This window comes from Kitasatospora sp. Ki12 (assembly GCF_054601375.1).
The window spans coordinates 2,960,206-2,981,247 of sequence record NZ_BAAIHT010000001.1 but is presented as its reverse complement, the minus strand read 5'-3'; the positions used below and the strand labels follow the sequence as shown (position 1 = coordinate 2,981,247).

Sequence of the window (21,042 nt, the reverse complement as noted above, 5' to 3'; positions counted from 1 at the left end):
AACGCGCCCGTACGACCGGTCCACCACCGGCTCTCTCCCGGAGCCCTCCGAAAACTCCTCTGGCACCCCGGATTGCGAGAACGATGACCGACGACGTCCTGCTGGTCCACGGCGGAAACCCGCTCGAAGGCGAGATCCGCGTCCGCGGCGCGAAGAACCTGGTCCCCAAGGCCATGGTCGCGGCCCTCCTCGGCCAGGGCCCCAGCAGACTGCGCAACGTCCCGGACATCCGCGACGTCAAGGTGGTCCGCGGCCTGCTGCAGCTGCACGGCGTGACCGTGCGCACCGGTGACGAGGACGGCGAGCTGATCCTCGACCCCTCGCACGTCGAGAGCGCCAACGTGGCCGACATCGACGCCCACGCCGGCTCTTCGCGGATCCCGATCCTGTTCTGCGGCCCGCTGCTGCACCGCCTCGGCCACGCCTTCATCCCGGGCCTGGGCGGCTGCGACATCGGCGGCCGCCCGGTCGACTTCCACTTCGAGGTGCTGCGCCAGTTCGGCGCCAGCATCGAGAAGCACCCGCAGGGCACCTACCTGGTGGCCCCGCAGCGCCTGCGCGGCACCAAGATCGAGCTGCCCTACCCCTCGGTCGGCGCGACCGAGCAGGTCCTGCTCACCGCCGTCCTCGCCGAGGGCGTCACCGAGCTGCGCAACGCGGCCATCGAGCCGGAGATCGTCGACCTGATCTGCGTCCTGCAGAAGATGGGCGCGATCATCACGCTGGGCACCGACCGCACCATCCTGATCACCGGCGTGGACGAGCTGAACGGCTACAACCACCGCGCGCTGCCGGACCGCCTGGAGGCCGCCTCCTGGGCCTGCGCGGCGCTCGCCACCAAGGGCGACATCTACGTCCGCGGCGCCCGCCAGCTGGAGATGATGACCTTCCTCAACACCTTCCGGAAGGTCGGCGGCGCCTTCGAGGTGGACGACGAGGGCATCCGCTTCTGGCACCCGGGCGGCGAGCTCAAGGCGATCGCCCTGGAGACCGACGTGCACCCGGGCTTCCAGACCGACTGGCAGCAGCCGCTGGTCGTCGCGCTGACCCAGGCCACCGGCCTGTCCATCGTCCACGAGACGGTGTACGAGTCGCGGCTGGGCTTCACCGGCGCGCTGAACCAGATGGGCGCGCACATCCAGCTCTACCGCGAGTGCCTGGGCGGCACCCCGTGCCGCTTCGGCGCCCGCAACTTCCTGCACTCCGCGGTCGTCTCCGGCCCGTCCAAGCTGATCGGCTCCGAGCTGGTCATCCCGGACCTGCGCGGCGGCTTCTCGTACCTGATCGCGGCGCTGGCGGCCGAGGGCACCTCGACCGTGCACGGCATCGACCTGATCAACCGCGGCTACGAGAACTTCATGGAGAAGCTGCGCGACCTGGGCGCCCACGTCGAGCTGCCCAGCGAGCAGCTGGTCGACGCGTAACGACCGCGCACACGGCGAGAGGCCGGGCTCCCCACACGGGGAGCCCGGCCTCTCGGGCGTTCAAGGGGTGGCTCAGGCAGCGCCCTTGGCGGCTTCCTTCAGCTTGGAGCCGGCGCTCACCTTGGCGCTGTAGCCCGCGGCGATCTGGATCGGCTCACCGGTCTGCGGGTTGCGGGCGGTGCGGGCCGCGCGGTGGGTGCGCTCGAAGGTCAGGAAACCGGGGATGGTGACCTTCTCGTCGCCCTTGGCGACGACCTCGCCGACGATCTCGGCGAAGGCGGCCAGAACGGCGTCGGCGTCCTTGCGGGTCACCTCGGCGCGCTCGGACAGCGCGGCCACCAGCTCACTGCGGTTCATGTGTACTCCTGTGGTCTGTTCGCTTGCGGTGTGCGGGGGCCCATCGGTGCTCCCACCGGGGGGCACCCGGATAGGCCGCAGGTCCGCACACTGTGCTCATGCAGGCAATGCGTGGTCGCAGGCCGGGTCCGTACCCGATGCCGCGCGCCGGAGCCTTCGAAGGCCCGCCCGCCTGCCTGGATACGAATCCTGCCCCGACCGGCCCCGAGAAAGCCAATCGGGCCCCGGCGGAACCACCCGAACATCGCCCGCCCGTTGGAGGTGTGACGCTCCGTCGGCTCCGGCGGACCGGGCGCGGACGGCGGTCGGGACGACTCGCCGGAAGACCAGGGGGACGTTCCGTACTTGTCGGACACGCCTGCCCCGTGCAGGGCTACCGTACGCCCTAGGACTGACAAGCCCAAACACGCCCCTCGCCCTTGTGTCGCAAGGGTTCGGGGCGGGCTGGGCGGGTATGACCCCTATTCGCACATTTGAGCGACCGACGGCACGCCCGCGCGTGCGTCCGTCAGAGCTTGACGGTGGGGAAGGCGGAGGTGTCCAGGGTGCCGACGATGCCCGGGGTCGGACGGGACGGCACGGGGGCCTCCTGGGCGCCGGCCAGGGCCGCCTCGCGCACGGCGGCGGCGACGGTCTTGGCGACGTCCTTGTGGAAGACGCTCGGGATGATGTAGTTCGCGTTCAGCTCGTCGTCGGCGACGGTGGTGGCCAGCGCCCGCGCGGCGGCGATCATCATCTCGGTGTTGACCGTACGGCTCTGGGCGTCCAGCAGGCCGCGGAAGACCCCCGGGAAGACCAGCACGTTGTTGATCTGGTTCGGGAAGTCGCTGCGGCCGGTGGCGACCACGGCGGCGGTCTGCCGGGCGACGGCCGGGTCGACCTCCGGGTCCGGGTTGGCCAGCGCGAAGATGATCGCGTCCTCGGCCATGGTGGCCAGGTCGTCGCCGTCCAGGACGTTCGGGGCCGACACGCCGATGAAGACGTCCGCGCCCGCCACGGCCTCCTTGAGGGTGCCGGTGCGGCCCGAGCGGTTGGTGTGCTCGGCGATCCAGCGCAGGTTCTCGTTGAGGTCCCCGCGGCCCCGGTGGACCACGCCCTGCACGTCCGCCACGGTGGCGTGCTCGACCCCGGCCGCCATCAGCAGCTTGAGGATCGCGGTGCCGGCGGCGCCGGCGCCCGACATCACCACCCGGATGTCGGAGATCTCCTTGCCGACCACCTTCAGCGCGTTGGTGAGGGCGGCCAGCACCACGATCGCGGTGCCGTGCTGGTCGTCGTGGAAGACCGGGATGTCCAGGGCCTCGCGCAGCCGGGCCTCGATCTCGAAGCAGCGCGGCGCCGAGATGTCCTCCAGGTTGATCCCGGCGAAGCCCGGGGCGATCGCCTTGACGATGGCGACGATCTCGTCGGTGTCCTGGGTGTCCAGGCAGATCGGCCAGGCGTCGATGCCCGCGAAGCGCTTGAACAGGGCCGCCTTGCCCTCCATGACCGGCAGCGCGGCCTCCGGGCCGATGTTGCCCAGGCCCAGCACCGCCGAGCCGTCGGTGACCACGGCGACGCTGTTGCGCTTGATGGTGAGGCGGCGGGCGTCTTCGGGGTTCTCGGCGATCGCCATGCAGACCCGGGCGACACCCGGGGTGTAGATCATGCTCAGGTCGTCACGGTTGCGGATCGGCAGCTTGGACGACATCTCGATCTTGCCGCCGAGGTGCATCAGGAAGGTGCGGTCCGAGACCTTGCCGATCGCCACGCCGTCGATCGCCCGGAGCTTCTCGACGATCTCCTCGCCGTGCGCGACCGAGGAGGCCGCCACGGTGACGTCGATCCGCAGCGCCTCCAGGCCGGAGGCGGTGACGTCGAGACCGGTCACCGATCCGCCGGAGGACTCCACGGCCGTGGTGATCGCGCTGACGGCGTTGCCCCGGGCCGGGACCTCCAGCCGTACCGTGATCGAGTTGGAGACACTGGGCACCGTCGCCATCGACGCTTCCTTCTTCCGTCTGTCCCGCAGGCTCAACATTTTGTTGAAGGCATCGCCTGCGCATGCTAGACCTCGATCGTCGCACCTTCCAAGGGATAGCCAGAAATATCGTTCATTGAGTGTGTGGATCCGACAATCCGTTTCACCTCCACCGAACGCCCGCGGCTCACTCCTTGCCTCTCCGGGCCGATGCGTTACATTGGACGGGACACCGGCTCGATCCAAGCCCCCGGGCCCAACCTTCGTCCCTTCGAGGGACCACTTGCCGCGAGGCGAGCATGGCGGGTCGGTGTCGTAAACGTCTGAAGGCCCCTCACCACTCGGTGGGGGGCCTTCTTCCGTCGGTACCCGTGGGTACCCTCCGGCACCCGTCGGCACCGGAGGGTCCGTCAGCCGTGCAGCAGCGCGGGCACGCCGGCCGCGTCCGGCAGGTCGTCCGGGCCGGACAGCACGGTCAGCCGCTGGGTCGCCCGGGTCAGCGCGACGTACAGCACCCGCAGACCGGCCTCCGACTCGCCGGCGATGCCGGTCGGGTCGGCCACCACGGTCGCGTCGTACTCCAGGCCCTTGGCCTCCAGGCTGCCCAGCACCACCACCCGCTCGCCCAGGCCCCCGGTCCACCCGGCCGCCTCGGCCCGGCGGTCCATCGGCACCACGATCGCCACGGTGCCGTCCACCTCGGCCAGCAGCCGCTCCAGCTCCGCCCTGGCGCCCTTGCCGAAGGCCTCCGGCGAGGGGTCGGTGACGGCCGCGAAGCGCGGCTCCACACCGACGTGGCGCACCGCGGTCGGCGAGGGCGTGCCCGGCGCGGCCAGCGCCAGCACCTTCGCCGCGACCTCGGCGATCTCGGCCGGGTTGCGGTAGTTCACCGTCAGGGTGAAGCGCCGGCGCGGCTTGCCGGCCAGCACCTCGTCCAGCGCGGACTGCGCCTCCTGCGGGAACGGCCAGGAGGACTGCGCCGGGTCGCCGACGATCGTCCAGGTGGCCATCCGGGACCGGCGGCCGATCATCCGCCACTGCATCGGGGTGAGGTCCTGCGCCTCGTCCACGATCACGTGGGCGTACTCCTTGCGCTCCACCGGCTGGCGGTCGCGCCGGGAGGTGGAGCGGTCGGCGAAGGTGGTGACCTCCTCCAGGCCGGTCAGCAGGTCCACCGCGTCCACCTCGCGGAACTTCGGCCGGGCCGGCTCGCCGAGCAGCACCTGGAGCTCGTCCAGCAGCGCCACGTCGTGCGCGGACAGCGCACCCTGGCCCTCCGGGGACAGGTGGCGCCAGGAGGCCGCCAGCAGCCTCGCCTCGTCCGGGGAGACGACCCGGCGGGCGATCCGGTTGGTGTGGCGGTGCTGCTTGAGCGTGGCCAGCACCCGGCGCGGGGTCAGCGGCGGCCACCAGGCGTCCAGGAAGTCCAGGAACGGCGCCTCGTCCGAGACGTACTCGTCGAAGCTCTCCTTCTCCTCCTGGCGCTGCTCCCGGGCGTAGTGGTCGGTGGGCTTCGGCAGGTCCTTGACCGCCTCCTGCCACAGGGCGTCCAGCAGCAGCCTGCGGGCGCGCGGGCGCAGCAGGTTCAGCGGGGTGCCGCCGGAGCCCACCACGTTGCCGCGGACGGCCTTCAGGCGGCCCGCGTCCAGCTTCAGCACCTCGCCGCGGGCGACCACCTTCAGCTCCTGCGGAGCGCGCAGCTCCAGCGCCGCCCGGGCGGCCCGGCGCAGCAGCTGCACCATCCGGGCCGAGCCCTTGACCCGGGCCGCCTCGGGGGTGTCGTAGGTGTCGGCCTCGATGCCGTCCACCAGCGAGCCGATCGCCCGGATGGCGACCTGGCCCTCCTCGCCGAGCGCGGGCAGCACGCCCTCGGTGTAGGAGACCAGCAGCGCGGTCGGCGAGACCACCAGGATGCCCCCGGCGTAGCGGCGGCGGTCCTGGTAGAGCAGGTACGCGGCGCGGTGCAGGGCGACGGCGGTCTTGCCGGTGCCCGGGCCGCCGGTGACCAGGGTGGCTCCCGCGGCGGCCGCCCGGATGACCTCGTCCTGCTCCTTCTGGATCGAGGAGACGATGTCGCGCATCGAGTGGCTGCGGGCGCGGCCCAGCGAGGCCATCAGCGCGCCGTCGCCGACCACGGCCAGCTCCTCGCCGTCCAGGGTCGGGGTGAGGTCGGGGCGCAGCAGGTCGTCCTCGACGCCGACCACCTTGCGGCCCTTGGAGCGGATCACCCGGCGGCGGATGACCCGGCCCGGCTCGACCGGGGTGGCGCGGTAGAACGGCGCGGCGGCGGGCGCTCGCCAGTCGATCACCAGCGGGCCGTACTCGGCGTCCAGCACGCCCAGGCGGCCGATGTGGAGGGTCTCGGCGACGGCCGGGTCGGCCGGGTCGAGCGGGGTGTTCGAGGGGATGCCGTGCTCCTCCGGGGCGTCCGCCCGCTGGAGGTCGATCCGGCCGAAGAGGAAGTCCTCGAACTCGTTGTTCAGTCGCTGGAGGTGCGCGCCGGCCCGGTAGACCTGGGCGTCGCGCTCGGCGAGCGCGCCGGGAGTACCGACCTGGACCCGCTTGGCGGCGTCCTCCAGGATGTACTCCGCCTCGGCGAGCTTCTCCTCCAACCGGTGGTAGACGGTGTCGAGGTGCTGCTGCTCACCGGCGATCTCGCGCGCGCGGACGGTCTCGTGATCGGCGGTGGGGGTGGTGTCCGTGTTGCTCTGCATGGCCTCGGTGGTTGCGGCGGAATCCCGCTCCGGAAAACGAGCGGACGGATGATCCTACGCCGCGACCCCCCGGCCGCGCTGCTCCGGAACGTACAAAAATCAGAAGGCCGCCCACCGCGGAGCGGTGGGCGGCCTTCTGTCAACATGGGGTGGTGGAGATGCCGGGAATCGAACCCGGGTCCAGTGGAGTTAATTCAGGGCTTCTCCGAGCGCAGTCCGCTGTGATTTTCTCGGCCCTGGCGGTCACGCGGACAAGCCGCCAACAGGCCCAGCTGCTGTTTGATTTCCCATCCACCCTCGCAGCCCGGGCGGACGGTTGAGTTCCCTAGATTATGCCAGGGTCCGGGTCGGGAACTCCCCGGTCTGACACCCAAGCGCTATCGGTGCTTATTAGGCAGCGAGAGCGAACTGCTGGGAATCGCGCTTAGAGTTGGCGATTATTTTTTTGCGACACGTGGTTTACGAGATCATTGCCGCGTTCCTCGGCTCGCTTCCCCTGTTTCAACATCCCCTGTCGAAACCGATCATCCCCATGTTTTGTTGAGAAACAGCTCGGACGATGACCGTCCGTGTTGCTTGCGCCATAGTACGCGAGGCGACGGGCGAGGGTCCAGCGGATTAACCCTGGCGTCGCCGGGCCGCCGCCACCGCGCGCGCCGTCTCGCGGGTGTCCTGCTTCTCGCGGAGCGTCTGGCGCTTGTCGTACAGCTTCTTGCCGACGGCCAGCGCCAGTTCCAGCTTGACCCGGCCGTCCTTGAAGTACAGCGAGAGCGGGACCAGGGTGTGGCCCGCGTCGCGGACCTTGCTCTCGATCTTGTGGATCTCCAGCCGGTGCAGCAGCAGCTTGCGCTTGCGCCGGGCCGCGTGGTTGGTCCACGTCCCCTGGGTGTACTCGGGGATGAAGACGTTGTCGATCCACGCCTCGTGGTTCTGGATGTAGGCGTACCCGTCGACCAGGTTGGCCCGCCCCTCGCGCAGTGACTTGACCTCGGTGCCGGTGAGCACGAGACCGCACTCGTAGGTGTCGAGGATCGTGTACTCGTGCCGCGCCTTCTTGTTCTGCGCGATCAGCTTGTGTCCGGTTTCCTTTGCCATAGCGCGGCCATTCTCGCACTTCGGGGCGCGATCGGGCAGCGGTTTTGAGGGCGGGCCGCCGCTCCGGGCGCGGCGGGCGCCTCAGGCCCGGGCGCTTCGGGGCCCGGCCGCCTCAGGCCCGGGTGCCCAGCCCGGCCAGCACCCGCAGGGCGAGCGCGTCGGCGTCCTCCCCGCCGGCGGCCGGGACGTCGGGGGCGAGGCCGGTGCCCTCCGGGGAGCGGCCGGCCGGGGTGAAGTAGCGGCCGACGGTCATCTCCAGCACCGCGCCGTCGGCGAGCCGGCTGGGCCGCTGGACGGTGCCCTTGCCGAAGGTCCGGGCGCCCACCACCACGGCGCGGCTGCGGTCCTGGAGGGCGCCGGCGAGCAGTTCGGCGGCGCTCATCGTGCCGCCGTCCACCAGCACCACCAGCGGGGTGCGCTGGTCGCCGCCGCGCGGGGCGGTCAACTCCCGGGTCTCGCCGCGCTCCTGGTACGAGCCGACCGGGCCGCCGTCCAGGAAGATCCCGGCGGTGCCGGCCGCCTCGTCCACCAGTCCCCCGGAGTTGCCGCGCAGATCGAGCACCACACCGGCGTGCGGGGCGCGCAGCGCGGCGCGCACCCGGTCGGTCACGCCGCTGGTGAAGGCCCGTACGGCGATCCGCAGCACGCCCCCGTCCAGGTGCTCCGCGGCGACCTGCTGGCTGTCCAGCAGCGCGCGCCGCAGCCGCAGTTCGCGCACGTCCCCCTCGCCGCGCCGGACCTCCAGGGTGACCTCGGAGCCGGCCCTGCGCTCGTCGCCCTGGCCGCGCAGCCGCGCGACCACCTCGGTGACCGGCAGGTGGTCGGCCTGGTCCTGGCCGACCCGCAGCAGCCGGTCGCCGGCGGCGATCCCGGCCGCGGCGGCCGGGCCGCCAGCCACGACCTGGGAGACCTCGGTGACGCCGTCCTCGCCGCGGCCGACCGAGAGGCCGACGCCCAGGTAGCGGCCGTCCAGGCCCTGGCTGAACTCGGCGTACTCCTGCGCGCTGTAGTAGGCGCCCCAGCGGTCGCCGTTGGCCCCGAGCAGGTGCTCGGCCTGCTGCTCGGACAGGGCACTGCCGGCCGGGTCCCCCGGGAGCCCGCCGCCGACGGCCCGGGCGGCGTCGGCGGAGGGGCGCGGCGGCAGGTCGCTCGGGTCGCCCCACGCACCGGTCGCCGCGCCAGCCAGCAGGACGGCACCGAACACCAGGCTGAGGGCGGCCACCTGACGTGCCCTGCGCGGAGTTTGCAGCATGCCAACGGAGTGTAGACACCGCTCCGCGCGCGCCGGGCCGGAACGAGGGAGCGCGGAACGGCGGCGGCCCCGGACGGCGCAGTGCCGTCCGGGGCCGCCGAGGCGTCCGGGGATCAGACCTTGAGGTACTTGCGCAGCGTGAAGAACGCCGCGATGCCGGCCATGCCCATACCCACCACGATCAGCAGCGGTATCACCGCGAGCACCGATCCGAGGCCGATGAAGTGGATGAACTGCACCCGGTCGGCCAGCCAGTTCTGGACGAAGAAGTGCCCGCCGATCAGCAGTCCGGAGGCCATCGCCGCACCGAGCAGCGCGGAGAACGCGGCCTCGGCGATGAAGGGCATCTGGACGTAGAAGTTCGAGGCACCGACCAGGCGCATGATGCCGGTCTCGCGCCGCCTGCTGTACGCCGACACCCGGACGGTGTTGACGATCAGCAGCAGGGCGACGAAGAGCATCAGCACCATGATCACGAACGCCGCCGTCTGCAGACCGTTCAGCAGGCCGAAGAGGTTCTGCAGGATCTTCCGCTGGTCCTCGACCGACTTCACGCCGGGCTTGCCGGCGAAGGCGCTCTGGATGACGTCGTACTTGGTCGGGTCGTTGAGCTTGACCCGCCAGGACTGCGGCATCGCGTCCGGGCCCAGGACGGGGATGAGCGGGTTGTCCGGGTTCATCTCCTTCCAGTGCTTGTACGCGTCGGCGGAGCTCTCGTACGTCGAGGTCTGGACCACCGAGGTCATCTTGTCCAGCTGGTCCTTGATGTCCTGGACCTGCTGGTCGGTGGCCGAGCCCTTGTCGCACTGGGGCGAGTTGCGGGCGTCCGCCTTGGTGCAGAAGTAGATGCTCACCTCGACCTTGTCGTACCAGTACCCCTTCATGGAGTTCACCTGGTCGCGGACCAGGAGCGAGGAACCGGCGAGGGCGAGGGAGAGCGCGACGCTGACCACGACCGCGATGGTCATCGTCAGGTTGCGTCGGAGACCCACACCGATCTCCGACAGGACGAACTGGGCACGCATGCGGGAAACAACTCCAGGGTCGGTACTGCTCGGTCGGACGGTTCGGGCCGGCGGCCCTACGGTTCAGCGCTGGCGGTCAGTGCTGGTACCCGTAGACGCCGCGGGCCTGGTCGCGGACGAGGAGTCCCTTGTCGAGCTCGATGACGCGCTTGCGCATCTGGTCGACGATCGCCTGGTCGTGGGTGGCCATCAGCACCGTGGTGCCGGTGCGGTTGATGCGGTCGAGCAGCTTCATGATGCCGACCGAGTTCTGCGGGTCGAGGTTGCCCGTGGGCTCGTCCGCGATCAGCAGCATCGGCCGGTTCACGAAGGCGCGGGCGATCGCCACGCGCTGCTGCTCACCACCGGAGAGCTCGCCCGGCATGCGGTCCTCCTTGCCGCCGAGGCCGACCAGCTCCAGCACCTCGGGCACCACCTTGGCGATGGCGCTCTTGGGCTTGCCGATCACCTCGAGGGCGAACGCGACGTTCTGCGCGACCGTCTTGTTCGGGAGCAGGCGGAAGTCCTGGAAGACGGTGCCCAGCTGGCGGCGCATGTGCGGCACCTTCCAGTTGGACAGCTTGCCGAGGTCCTTGCCCAGGACGTGCACCGCGCCCGTGCTGGGGCGCTCCTCGCGCAGGCACAGGCGCAGGAAGGTGGACTTCCCCGAGCCGGACGAGCCGACCAGGAAGACGAACTCACCCTTCTCGATCTCCAGCGAGACGTTGTCCAGGGCGGGACGGTTCTGCTTGGGATAGGTCTTGGAGACGTTGTCGAATCTGATCACGGCTGCATCACGGAGGCCATCCTAGGCGGCGCCAGTCCTCGGTCGGTCCGCCCCGGAGGCCCGGCCCGGGGGCGGGCGAAAGGAGCGCAGAGGGCCGCTCCCGGTCTGGGACCATACGCGAATCGGCGACCGGCCCGCAGGGGCGGCCCGTGACAGCTCCCGCACTCTGGGGGAGAATGTCTGCTTATGCCCCGAATATTGCGAGGCATCTCACAGCCCGGGAGCCGGAACCGCCGGAACCTGGCAGAGTGGGAGGTGGCGACCGCGTCCGGCCGCTCCCCCGTACAGGGCAAGAACGGGAACCAAAGCCCCGTCCGGCGCGTTGGCAGTAGCAGCGAGGAGGAGATCGCATGACCTGCGACCATCTGGTGTGCGCCAACTGCAACGGCCGCGTCAGCGACGGGCGTTGCCCGGTGTGCCGCGCCAACCGGGCCCGGCTGCAGGAGCAGCAGGGGCCGTTCGCCGCGCTCTCCCCCGCGATGCTGCTGGCCCTGCTGGCCGGACTGCTCGCGGTGGCGCTGATCGCCCGGCAGGCACTGGCCTGAACCCCTGATCCACGACCGGCGCCGCCCGGCCGACCGGACGACGAAGGGCCCCGACCGCAGCGGTCGGGGCCCTTCGCCCTGTCGTCTCGCTCTGTCGTCCGCCGTTACTCGGCGCTGGTCTCGCGCTGCTTGCGCCACCGGATGCCGGCCTCGATGAAGCCGTCGATGTCGCCGTCCAGCACGGCCTGCGGGTTGCCGGCCTCGAACGCGGTCCGGACGTCCTTCACCATCTGGTACGGGTGCAGGACGTACGAGCGCATCTGGTTGCCCCAGGAGCTGCCGCTGTCCTTGAGCGCGTCCATCATCGCCTTCTCCTCCTGGCGGCGCCGCTCCAGCAGCTTGGCCTGGAGGACGTTCATCGCGGACGCCTTGTTCTGGATCTGCGAGCGCTCGTTCTGGCAGGAGACCACGATGCCGGTCGGGAGGTGCGTGATGCGCACCGCCGAGTCGGTCGTGTTGACGCCCTGGCCGCCCGGGCCGGAGGCGCGGTACACGTCGACCCGCAGCTCGCCCTCGTCGATGTCGACGTGGTCGGACTGCTCGACGACCGGCAGGACCTCGACACCGGCGAAGGAGGTCTGCCGGCGGCCCTGGTTGTCGAACGGCGAGATGCGGACCAGGCGGTGGGTGCCCTGCTCGACCGAGAGGGTGCCGTAGGCGTACGGCGCCTTCACGGTGAAGGTCGCGGACTTGATGCCGGCCTCTTCGGCGTACGAGGTGTCGTACACCTCGGTGGGGTACCCGTGCCGCTCGGCCCAGCGCAGGTACATGCGCATCAGCTGCTCGGCGAAGTCGGCGGCGTCCACGCCACCGGCCTCGGCACGGATGTTGATCAGCGCCTCGCGGGCGTCGTACTCGCCGGAGAGGAGGGTGCGGACCTCCAGCTCCTCGACGGCCTTCTGGAGCGAGACCAGTTCGGCCTCGGCCTCGGTGCGGGTGTCCGCGTCGTCCTCGGCCTCGGCGAGCTCGAACAGCACGCCCAGGTCGTCGATGCGGCTGCGCAGGCCCTCGACCCGGCGCAGTTCGCCCTGGAGGAAGGAGAGCCGGCTGGTCACCTTCTGCGCGTTCGCGACGTCGTCCCACAGGGTGGGGGCGGCTGCCTCCTCCTCCAGGACCGCGATGTCGGCCCGGATCTTGTCCAGGTCGAGGACGGCCTCGATCGACCCCATGGTCGTATCGAGGTTCTTGAGCTCTTCGGAAGGATCGACGGCTGCCACGCCCCCAGCGTAATGGTTCCGGGGGTGGTCATGACGACACCCCCGCTCCTGGGCCCGGCCGTCCGCCCGCGACGGGAGGCCCGGACGGACCCCGGGGCACGCCCTACGGCGCCCGCGGCGCGGTGCCGTGCACGGCCGGGCGGGCCGGGTGGCCGGCGTCCGGGGCGGTGGCCGCGAAGGCCGTCCAGGCCGCGGCGGCGCCCGCCAGCAGCAGGACGGTGGCCAGCAGGACCGCCAGCAGCCGGCGGCGGCGCAGCAGGGCCTGGCGGTCCCGGCGGTGGCCCGGGGCGGTGCGCTGGGCGCGGGACTCGGCGGCGTACGCGGCCAGCTCGTCGGCGGACGGGCGGCGCAGGCTGGTGTGGGTGTCCCGGGTGGAGTCCGGGGCGGTGCCGGGCACCAGCGGGACGGCCGGGCCGCGGCGGCGCTTGTGCAGCCCGGGGCCGGCGTCGACCTCGGCGTAGACGGCCTCGCCGGGGGTCAGCTGCTCCTCGGCCGGGGCGCGGCCCTGGGTGGGCACCACGAGCACCGGCAGGCCGGCCAGCGAGGGCAGCTGCTCGCGCAGCCGGGCGGCCAGCTCGGCGGCGCGCAGCCGGGAGGCGGGGGCCTTGGCCAGGCACTCGGAGATGATCCGCCACAGCCCGTCCGGCAGGCCGGGGATCGGCGGCACCTGCTCGGTGACGTGCCGGCGCAGCACCGCGCCGGTGTGGCCGCCGCCGAAGGGGGTGAAGCCGGCCAGCAGCTCGTACAGGACGGTGGCGAGGGCGTAGATGTCGACGGCGGCGCGCGGCTCCAGGCCCTCGATGATCTCGGGGGCGAGGTAGTCGGGGGTGCCGATGATCCGGGTGGCCCGGGTCCGGCGCGGGGCGTCGACCAGGCGGGCCACGCCGAAGTCGGTGAGCTTGGCGCGCGGGGCGCCGCCGGGGCCGGGGGCGGCGGCCAGGTCGAGCAGGACGTTCTCCGGCTTGACGTCGCGGTGCACGATCCCGGCCGCGTGGGCGGCGGCCAGGCCGTCGGCGACGTCCGCGATGATCGAGGCGGCGGTCTGCGGCGGCAGCGCGCCGTCCCGCTCCAGCCGGGAGCGCAGGTCGGTGCCCTGGACCAGCTCCATCACCAGGGCGAGGTCGCTGCCGTCCACGACCATGTCGCGCACGCCGACCACCCGGGGGTGGTCGAGGCTGGTCAGCGCGGTGCGCTCCTGGACGAAACGGCCGACGAGCACCTGGTCGGAGGCGAGGTCCTCACGCAGCAGCTTGACCGCCACCGGGCCGTCGGGCCCCTCACCGAGCCAGACCGTCCCGGCCGAACCCCGGCCGATCACCTGGTGGACGGTGTACCGGCTGCCGATCTTGCGTGCCAATGCTGCTCCGTGGGCGGCGCGGGAGCGCTCCGGGGGTCCGGTGCGCTCGGTGGGGCGGGACAACAGCGACCAACCTACGCGCCCGGAGGCCCCGCGGGGGCCGCCTGAGGGGCCAGGAGCGGGAGTCTACGGCGAGAAATCTCGTGGATTGTCGACAAAGCGTCAATCTCGCCGTCCGGGCCCCGGATCGGCCCCCGCGGACCCGGCACCGGCCCCGTACAGACCCGGCACCGGCCCCGCGCCGACCCGCTTCGGACGGGTCGGCGCGGGCTCCGGGCCGGGCCGGGCCGCCGGGGCGCTACTTGCCGAAGACGCTGTTCACCCAGTCGCGCGCCGAGTCGAACCAGCCCACGACGTTGTCCCAGTAGTGCGGCAGCGGCGTGAAGTTCCACGCCGCCAGCGCGGCCACGGCCAGCACCAGCAGCACCATCAGGCAGCCCTTGAGGCAGCCGAGGCCCGGGATGTACATCCGGTTGCGGCTGCGCCGACGCGGCTCGCGGGCCGGCGCGGGCTCACGGCGGGACTGCTCGCGCGGCGGCTCCTCGCGACGCGGCGGGGCCTCCCGGTACTGCGGCGCGGGCGGCTCGGCCCGGCGCGGCGCCGGGGCCGGGGCCGGGGCGGGCGGGGGCGGCGGGTAGCCGCCCTGCTGCCGGCCGTACCCGGCCGGGGCCTGCCGGTAGCCGCCGGGCGGCTGCGGACGGCCGCCCTGACCGCCCTGGCCGCCCTGGGGGCCGTAACCGGCCTGGCCTCCCTGGCCGCCCGGTCCGCCCTGGTACGGCGGCGGGGCCACCGGCGGGCGCTGGGCATAGCCGGGCGGCGGCGGGGCCTGCCGGTAGCCGGCCGGCGGCTGCGGCTGGTACCCGGGCCGGCCGCCCGGTGCGCCCTGGCCGCCCTGGCCAGCGGGCCCGGCCTGGTAGGGCGGCGGCGCGACCTGCGGATCGCCGTAGTCCTCGTAGTCCTCCGGCCCGAAGTAGCCGACCTGGGTCTGCTGGTTGCGGTCCCGGGCCGCGCGCAGCTGGGTCTGCCACGGGTGCGGCGCCTCCTCCTTGGGCCCGGGCGGACCGGGCGGCGCGGCGGGCGGGGGCGGCGGCACGGCGGTGGGCGGCATGACCTGGGTGCGGTCCGCGGCGCCGTACGGGGGCGCGGGCGGCGGCTGGGTGCCCATCACCCGGGTCGCCGCGGCCGGGTCGTACTCCGGGGCGCCCGGGGCGCCGGGGACGACCGGGGGCAGCAGCCGGGTGCGGTCCTCGGTGCCGGCCGGCGCGCCCGGGACGGCCTGGACGGTGCCGGGGACGGCGGTGGGCTGCGGGTCCGGCTGCAGCAGGGCCGCGACCGCCAGCGCCTCGTCCACCGCCGCCGGGGAGGCGTGCACGCCGACCCCGGCCGCGACCACCCGCAGGGCGCGGGCCAGCGAGGTGGCGCTGGGCCGCTGGGCCGGGTCCTTGCGCAGGCAGCGCTCGATCACCGTCCAGAGCGGCTCGGGCATGGTGCTGGGCCGCTGCGGCTCCTGCGCCAGGTGGGCCTGGAGGACGGCGAGCGCGCCGTCGCCCTGGAACGGCTGACGGCCGGTGACCAGCTCGTACAGCATGATCCCGGCGCCGTACACGTCCACCGCGGAGGTCTGCGGCCGGCCCTCGGCGGACTCCGGCGCGACGTAGGCGGGGGTGCCGACGAACTCGTGGGTGCGGGTGACGCCCGGGGAGTCGGCGAGGCGGGCGATGCCGAAGTCGGTCAGCAGCGGGTGCATCCGCTCGACGCCGTCCACCATGGTGGAGGCGAGCAGCACGTTGGCCGGCTTGAGGTCGCGGTGGACGATCCCGTCCGCGTGGCTGGCCGCCAGCGCGTCGGCGACCTGGGCCATCAGCAGGGCGCCGGCGATCGGGCTGAACGGGCCGTTGGCGCGCAGGTAGCGGGCCAGGTCGGGGCCCTCCACCAGGTCCATCACCAGGGCCAGCAGCTCGCCCTCGACGACCAGGTCGCGGACCCGGACGATGTTGGGGTGGGTCAGCCGCAGCAGCAGCGAGCGCTCGCGCAGGAAGCGCATCACGACGTCGGGGTCGGCGGCCAGCTCCTCGCGCAGCACCTTGATCGCCACCAGCTGGCCGGGCTCGCTGCCCGGCACCTGGACGTCCTCGCGCACCACGCCGCGCCAGACGGTGCCGGTCGCACCCCGTCCGAGGGTCTCATCCAGCAGATACTTGCTGCCGACTGGCCGCACCTGTCGCACTCCTCGCCGTGCCGCCCGCGCGGGGCGCTCCTCCGCCGGTGCGGTGAGCCTGCCGGGCCCGTGTCTGCGGCCACTCTAACGGTGTCCGTTCAGGTTTTCGGGGTGACCGGCGGGGCATCCGAGCAGGGTCGGGGACATCCCCTAGGGGAGCCCCCGGAGCGGTCGGCGGGCCTGCTCAGGGGACCCGCGGGGAGGCGGTTGACCTGACCCACCGTCGCCTCCACCATGGCGATGATCGCAAGATCGTCAAATCCGGTACCGTGCGCGGACCGTCCGTGCCGGATGGCAGGATGGACACTCGCCACTCGTGTGGCCCAATGGGGTCGCCGCGGCCGCCCGGTGCGTCCGCGACGGCGCCGGGGTACCAGGCTTCACACCAGCAGAAGGGACCCGCGGGCGAGATGCAGATCCGGCTGACCGTCCTCCGACCGCGCAGCGGCCCGGCCGCCGCCGGCTCCGCCATCCCCTACGTGGACGTGCTGGTCACCGCGCCCGTCGGCACCGCGCTCGGCGCCATCGCGGGCGCCCTCGCGGGCGCCGTGGGCGTGCGCGGGCCGCGGGCCGCCACCCATGTGCACCTGTACGCCGGGGCGCACCGGGTGGACGAGCACACCCTGCTCGGCCACCCCCCGCTGCTCGACGGAGCCGTCCTCAGTCTCAACGAGCCCGACCCGACCGCCGACGACCCCGACGACGCCCCGGCCGCCGCCGAACTGCGCGTGGTCGGCGGCCCGGACGCCGGCGGCGTGCACCGGCTGCACGGCCGGGAGATCCGGATCGGCCGTTCCGGCGAGGCCGACGTCCCGCTCGACGACCCGGACGTCTCCCGGCTCCACCTCGTCCTGCACCTCGCCGAGGACGGCCGGGTCTCCGTCCGCGACCTCGGCTCCACCAACGGCACCACCCTGGACGGCCGGCTCGTCCCGCCCGGCCCGCCCGAGGCCGCCGTCCCGCTGGAGCCCGGCGCCCTGCTCCGGATCGGCGAGTCCACCCTCCAGGTGACCGCCCCCGGCCCGGCCGAGACCACCGGAGCGGCCCGCGCCGCCCTGCCCGACGGCCACGGCCACCTCCAGCTCGCCGCCCCCGGCCCGGCCCGGCCCGCACCGCCGGTGGCCGAGCCGCCCACCGCCCCCGAGCCCGCCCCCGGGCGCGGCCGCGGCCTGTTCTCCCTGCTGCCCGGCCGCGCCGCCGAACCCCCCGGCCAGGAGAGCGCCGACCGCCACCACGCCGCGGTACGGCTGCGCCAGGCCGCCGCCCAGCGCGAGCGCTGGCCCGACCTCGCCACCCTGCTGCTCAGCGCCGTCGGGCCCGGCCCCCGGCTCTGGGAGCGCGGCCCCGGCCACCCCGACGCGCTCACCCTGCGCCTGGGCACCGCCGACCGCCCCGGCGGCCCCGGCACCACGCCCGGCACGATGCTGCCCGCCGTCCCGGTCACCCTCGACCTGCAGACCGCCGGCAGCCTCGGACTGTGCGGCCCGCGCGAACGCCTGGACGCGCTCACCCGCGCCGTCGTCGCCCAGCTCGCCGCCCTGCACCCGCCGACCGGCCTGAGCCTGGTCGTGGTCGACGCCGACCCGGCCCGCGCCACCGAGGACCGCAGCGACACCTGGGCCTGGGCCCTGTGGCTGCCCCACCTGCGCCCGGTCGACGGCCAGGACTGCCGGCTGCTGATCGGCCTGGACGACGAGCAGGCCACCGCCCGGCTCACCGAGCTCACCGCCCGGCTCAGCGGCCCGAGCGGCCTCGGCGGCCACCCCGCCACCGTGGTCGTGGTGGACGGCCGACCGGCCACCGAGACCGCCCGGCAGGCGCTCGACCTGCTGCTGCGCCAGGGCCCGGCGGTCGGCATCTTCCCGATCTGCCTCGCCGAGCAGCCCGAGCTGCTCCCCCGGGGCCTCGGCGCCACCGCCCTCATCACCGGCGAGGTCGGCACCCAGCTCTCGCTGGACCGCCCGGTCGCGCGCGGCCGCGAGACCCTGCACGAGGTCTCGCTGGACGCCGTCTCGGACGCCTGGGCCGAGCGGCTGGCCCGCGTCCTCGCCCCGCTGCGCGAGGCCGCCCCGGCCGCCCGCGGCCCGCTGCCGGACGCCCTGCGCCTGCTCGACCTGCTGCAGCTCGACACCGTCACCCCGGCCAAGCTGTCCGCCCGCTGGGCCGCCCATGCGGGCGGCATCGGCGCGGCCACCGCACTGCTCGGCACCACCCGGGACGAACTGTGCACGCTCGACCTGGCCGACCCCGAACTCGCCCTCCCCTCCCCCGACCCCGGCGGCCCGCACCTGCTGATCGGCGGCGCCCGCGGCTCCGGCAAGACCGAACTGCTGCGCACCCTGATCGCCTCGCTCGCCGTCTCCGAGCGCCCCGAGCGGCTGGCCGTCACCGTCATCGAGGGCCGGGCCACCGAGGACGGCCTGGACGGCTGCACCGAACTGCCGCACGTCACCGGCCTGGTGAACGCCGCCGGCGACCCGCGCGCCGCACTGCTCGCGGCCGAGCGCCTGGAGGACGAACTCGCCCTGCGAGAACGGCTGTTCGACGGACTGGACTTCGCCTCCTGGCACGCCGCCCGGATCCTGGACAGCCGGCACGAGCTGGACGGCCAGGCCGACCGGCAGGAGGCGTCCGACCACCCGCAGGTGCCGGTGCCGGCCACCGTCGGAGCCGGGTCCGCCGCCACGCCCCGGATCATCCAGCCGCGCAGCGCGGAGGGCCCCCGGCCCACCGCCGCCCCCGCGGCGCCGGCGCCCGCCCCACCCGTCCCCGCCCGACTGGTCGTCGTCGTGGACGACTACGACGCCCTGCTCTCCCCCACCTCCCCGGCCGGCCGCCCGCTCGCCCGCGCGCTCGCCGACATCGCCCGCCGCGGCGGCCCGCTCGGCATCCACCTCGCGGTCGCCACCGGCCGCCCGGAGGAGAGCGCCGGCACCGAGGTCGACGAGGCCGCCCTGCTGCGGATCGCCCTGCGCACCGACGACCCGGCCGACTCCGACCTGCTGATCCACCTCGGCGACGCGGCCGCCCTCCCCGAGGACACCCCCGGCCGCGGCTACCTGCGGCTGCCGGACGGCGGCGTCACCGCCTTCCAGACCGCCCGGATCAGCGGCCGCATCCCGCGCACCGCCACCCTCCGCCCGACCGTGGTCGCGATAGACCCGCTCCAGCTCGGCGCCCCACCCGCCCGCCGCCCCGTCCGCGAACTCGGCAACGGCCCCACCGACCTCGCCCTCCTCGCCAGCGCCCTCCAACGCGCCGCCGCCCGCTGACCCCGAGCCTTCCCCTTGATCGCCCCGTTCATCTCACCGCCCCGCCGCGATAGCGATCGCGGCGGGGCGGGGCGGTGCGGTGCGGTGCGAGGCGGAACACACCGCTGGGCCGCCTCGGAACGGATGAGAACCCCACCCGCCCGTCGCCGCTTCGGCGACGGTACTGCCCGAGCTCTTCTGCGTAGGAAGTCGGCCAGACCGACTTCCTACGCAGAACAAAGGGAGAACGGCGGCGATGTTGGACGCTGTCGGGATTGATCCAGTTTCTGCATCACCACGAAGAATCGAGCGCTGAAACATGGTGCTGGCCTTCGAGATGATCTCGAAGGCCAGCACACGAGATGACGGAACGATTCAACCGACGAGGAACAAGAACCGCCGAATTCAGACGCTGCGAGATCCGCCGGAAACAGGGCGACCAGCAAAGCCCTACCGTCGGCGACGGCCTTCAAGGCGGCTTCCTGAGCCCGCCGCGAGCAGGTAGAGGGCGTGCCCGGTCTCACCGTGCAGCCTGTGCTCGGTGAAGTACCACGTCCAGGGCGGCCCGGACCGGCAACCGCGCAAGCGCACCGGGACGTCTCCCCCTCGGGTGTGACGGTCCAACTGGGCTCTCCAGACAGGCGCTAGCGTGGACCGGACGACGTCCGCGAACAGAGGAAGCGCCCCGTGACGCAGCACAGCAGCGAGCCGTTCCGGCTGATCGTGACCGGAGGCGGCACCGGCGGTCACACGTACCCCGCCCTGACCGCGGTCCGGACCCTCCAGGCTCGGCTCGCCGCGACGGGCCGCTCGCTGGAGGTGCTGTGGGTCGGCGTCGACGGTGGCTTGGAGAACCGCGTCGCCGCCGGCGAGGGCATCCCCTTCCGCGCGGTCGCGACGGGCAAGGTTCGGCGCTCCTCCAACCCCCTCAAACTCGTGTCGCCCGCGAACGTGCGCGACATGAGCCGCGTTCCGCTCGGCGTGGCCCAGGCCCGCGCGATCGTCGCCGACTTCCGGCCGGACGTCGTCCTCGCCACCGGCGGGTACGTGGCGGTGCCGGTCGGTCTGGCGGCGAAGGTGTGCCGCAGGCCGCTGGTCGTTCACGAGCAGACTGTGCGGCTCGGGCTGGCGAATCGGTCGCTCGCGCGCGCGGCCACCAGGTTCGCGGTCTCCTCGGAAGCCACCCTCGAACTCCTGCCGGAGTCGGTGCGCGGCACCACGGTGGTGACGGGCAACCCGGTCCGGCCCGAGGTGCTGGCCGGCCACGCCCGGAAGGCGGTCGACGCGCTCGGCCTGCACGCCTTCGCCTCCGGGCTGCCGACCGTGTACGTCACCGGCGGCGCCCAGGGCTCGCAGCAGATCAACGAACTCGTACGGGACACCCTTCCGTGGCTCCTCTCGCGGGCGAACGTGATCCATCAGTGCGGGCCCGCGAACCTCGACGCCCTCAGCGCGACGGTGCACACCCTGTCTCCGGACCTGGCCGCCCGCTACCACCTGACCGGCTACGTCGGCCCCGAGCTCCCCGACGTGCTGGCGCTGGCCGACGTCGTCCTGTCCCGCAGCGGCGCCGGAACGATCGCCGAGCTCACCGCCCTGGGCAAGGCCGCCGTACTCGTGCCGCTCGCGACGTCGGCCGGCAACGAGCAGGCCCAGAACGCGATGCACCTGCAGCGGCGACGCGCAGCGGTGGCGCTGACCGGAGAGGTCGACACCACCATGCTGCAAGACGCGATCGAGCCGCTCCTCGCCGACCCCGGACTGCGGGGCCAGATCGCCGACCAGGCCCGGCAGATGGGCCGCCCCGACGCCGCCGAGCGACTGGTCGACGTGCTGCTGTCCGCCGCCTCCGCCTGATCAG

14 protein-coding genes and 1 other RNA gene are annotated in these 21,042 nt (G+C 73.4%); 4 read left to right on the top strand and 11 right to left on the bottom strand.

The window, feature by feature from the left end; genetic code table 11:
- The first annotated feature begins 83 nt into the window (after positions 1 to 83).
- On the top strand, positions 84 to 1,424 hold the full coding sequence (murA, locus tag ACYP53_RS13115) for a UDP-N-acetylglucosamine 1-carboxyvinyltransferase (protein WP_189919010.1): 1,341 nt from the start codon (positions 84 to 86) through the stop codon (positions 1,422 to 1,424).
- Positions 1,425 to 1,496: 72 nt separating this feature from the next.
- Here the strand turns inward: murA and ACYP53_RS13110 are convergent, their stop codons facing one another.
- The 8 genes from ACYP53_RS13110 to ftsE all read right to left on the bottom strand — a co-directional run bounded on the left by ACYP53_RS13110 (position 1,497) and on the right by ftsE (position 10,593).
- Positions 1,497 to 1,781, bottom strand: coding sequence for an HU family DNA-binding protein (locus tag ACYP53_RS13110; RefSeq protein ID WP_030242980.1), 285 nt, complete (start codon positions 1,779 to 1,781; stop codon positions 1,497 to 1,499).
- Between the two features lie 508 nt (positions 1,782 to 2,289).
- Entirely contained in the window at positions 2,290 to 3,762 is a 1,473-nt protein-coding gene (locus tag ACYP53_RS13105; RefSeq protein WP_189919008.1) for an NAD-dependent malic enzyme, read from the bottom strand.
- 389 nt (positions 3,763 to 4,151) lie between these two features.
- Positions 4,152 to 6,455, bottom strand: coding sequence for a HelD family protein (locus ACYP53_RS13100; protein ID WP_459647463.1), 2,304 nt, complete (start codon positions 6,453 to 6,455; stop codon positions 4,152 to 4,154).
- Between the two features lie 150 nt (positions 6,456 to 6,605).
- Positions 6,606 to 6,987, bottom strand: a transfer-messenger RNA (tmRNA) gene (ssrA, locus tag ACYP53_RS13095).
- An 86-nt stretch (positions 6,988 to 7,073) separates the two neighbouring features.
- Positions 7,074 to 7,550, bottom strand: a complete 477-nt coding sequence (smpB, locus tag ACYP53_RS13090) for an SsrA-binding protein SmpB (protein WP_189919004.1) — start codon at positions 7,548 to 7,550, stop codon at positions 7,074 to 7,076.
- 112 nt (positions 7,551 to 7,662) lie between these two features.
- The gene (locus ACYP53_RS13085; RefSeq protein ID WP_459647462.1) at positions 7,663 to 8,802 is read right to left on the bottom strand and encodes a S41 family peptidase; all 1,140 of its coding nucleotides are present in this window, start codon (positions 8,800 to 8,802) and stop codon (positions 7,663 to 7,665) included.
- Between the two features lie 113 nt (positions 8,803 to 8,915).
- Positions 8,916 to 9,827, bottom strand: a complete 912-nt coding sequence (gene ftsX / locus ACYP53_RS13080) for a permease-like cell division protein FtsX (protein WP_189918988.1) — start codon at positions 9,825 to 9,827, stop codon at positions 8,916 to 8,918.
- 76 nt (positions 9,828 to 9,903) lie between these two features.
- Positions 9,904 to 10,593 (bottom strand): cell division ATP-binding protein FtsE, encoded by a 690-nt coding sequence (ftsE, locus tag ACYP53_RS13075; RefSeq protein WP_189918986.1) that lies wholly within the window; start codon positions 10,591 to 10,593, stop codon positions 9,904 to 9,906.
- Positions 10,594 to 10,943: 350 nt separating this feature from the next.
- Between ftsE and ACYP53_RS13070 the strand changes: the two genes are divergently transcribed.
- Complete coding sequence (locus ACYP53_RS13070) at positions 10,944 to 11,138, top strand: hypothetical protein (RefSeq protein WP_030059729.1); 195 nt, start codon at positions 10,944 to 10,946, stop codon at positions 11,136 to 11,138.
- A 104-nt stretch (positions 11,139 to 11,242) separates the two neighbouring features.
- Here ACYP53_RS13070 and prfB read toward each other — a convergent pair whose 3' ends face one another.
- The 3 genes from prfB to ACYP53_RS13055 form a co-directional block, all read right to left on the bottom strand.
- Positions 11,243 to 12,355 (bottom strand): peptide chain release factor 2, encoded by a 1,113-nt coding sequence (gene prfB, locus ACYP53_RS13065; RefSeq protein ID WP_189918984.1) that lies wholly within the window; start codon positions 12,353 to 12,355, stop codon positions 11,243 to 11,245.
- A 103-nt stretch (positions 12,356 to 12,458) separates the two neighbouring features.
- Entirely contained in the window at positions 12,459 to 13,712 is a 1,254-nt protein-coding gene (locus tag ACYP53_RS13060; RefSeq protein WP_189918982.1) for a serine/threonine-protein kinase, read from the bottom strand.
- Positions 13,713 to 14,010: 298 nt separating this feature from the next.
- Positions 14,011 to 15,930 carry a serine/threonine-protein kinase gene (locus tag ACYP53_RS13055; protein ID WP_459647461.1) on the bottom strand — a complete coding sequence of 640 codons (1,920 nt, stop codon included), beginning with the start codon at positions 15,928 to 15,930 and terminating at the stop codon, positions 14,011 to 14,013.
- A gap of 410 nt (positions 15,931 to 16,340) precedes the next feature.
- On the opposite strand from ACYP53_RS13055, the gene ACYP53_RS13050 reads away from it, so the two are divergent.
- The gene (locus ACYP53_RS13050; RefSeq protein ID WP_459647460.1) at positions 16,341 to 19,202 is read left to right on the top strand and encodes an FtsK/SpoIIIE domain-containing protein; all 2,862 of its coding nucleotides are present in this window, start codon (positions 16,341 to 16,343) and stop codon (positions 19,200 to 19,202) included.
- Between the two features lie 666 nt (positions 19,203 to 19,868).
- A complete protein-coding gene (locus ACYP53_RS13045; RefSeq protein ID WP_459647459.1) occupies positions 19,869 to 21,038 on the top strand; it encodes a UDP-N-acetylglucosamine--N-acetylmuramyl-(pentapeptide) pyrophosphoryl-undecaprenol N-acetylglucosamine transferase in 1,170 nt (389 codons plus the stop codon).
- Positions 21,039 to 21,042: the final 4 nt, after the last annotated feature.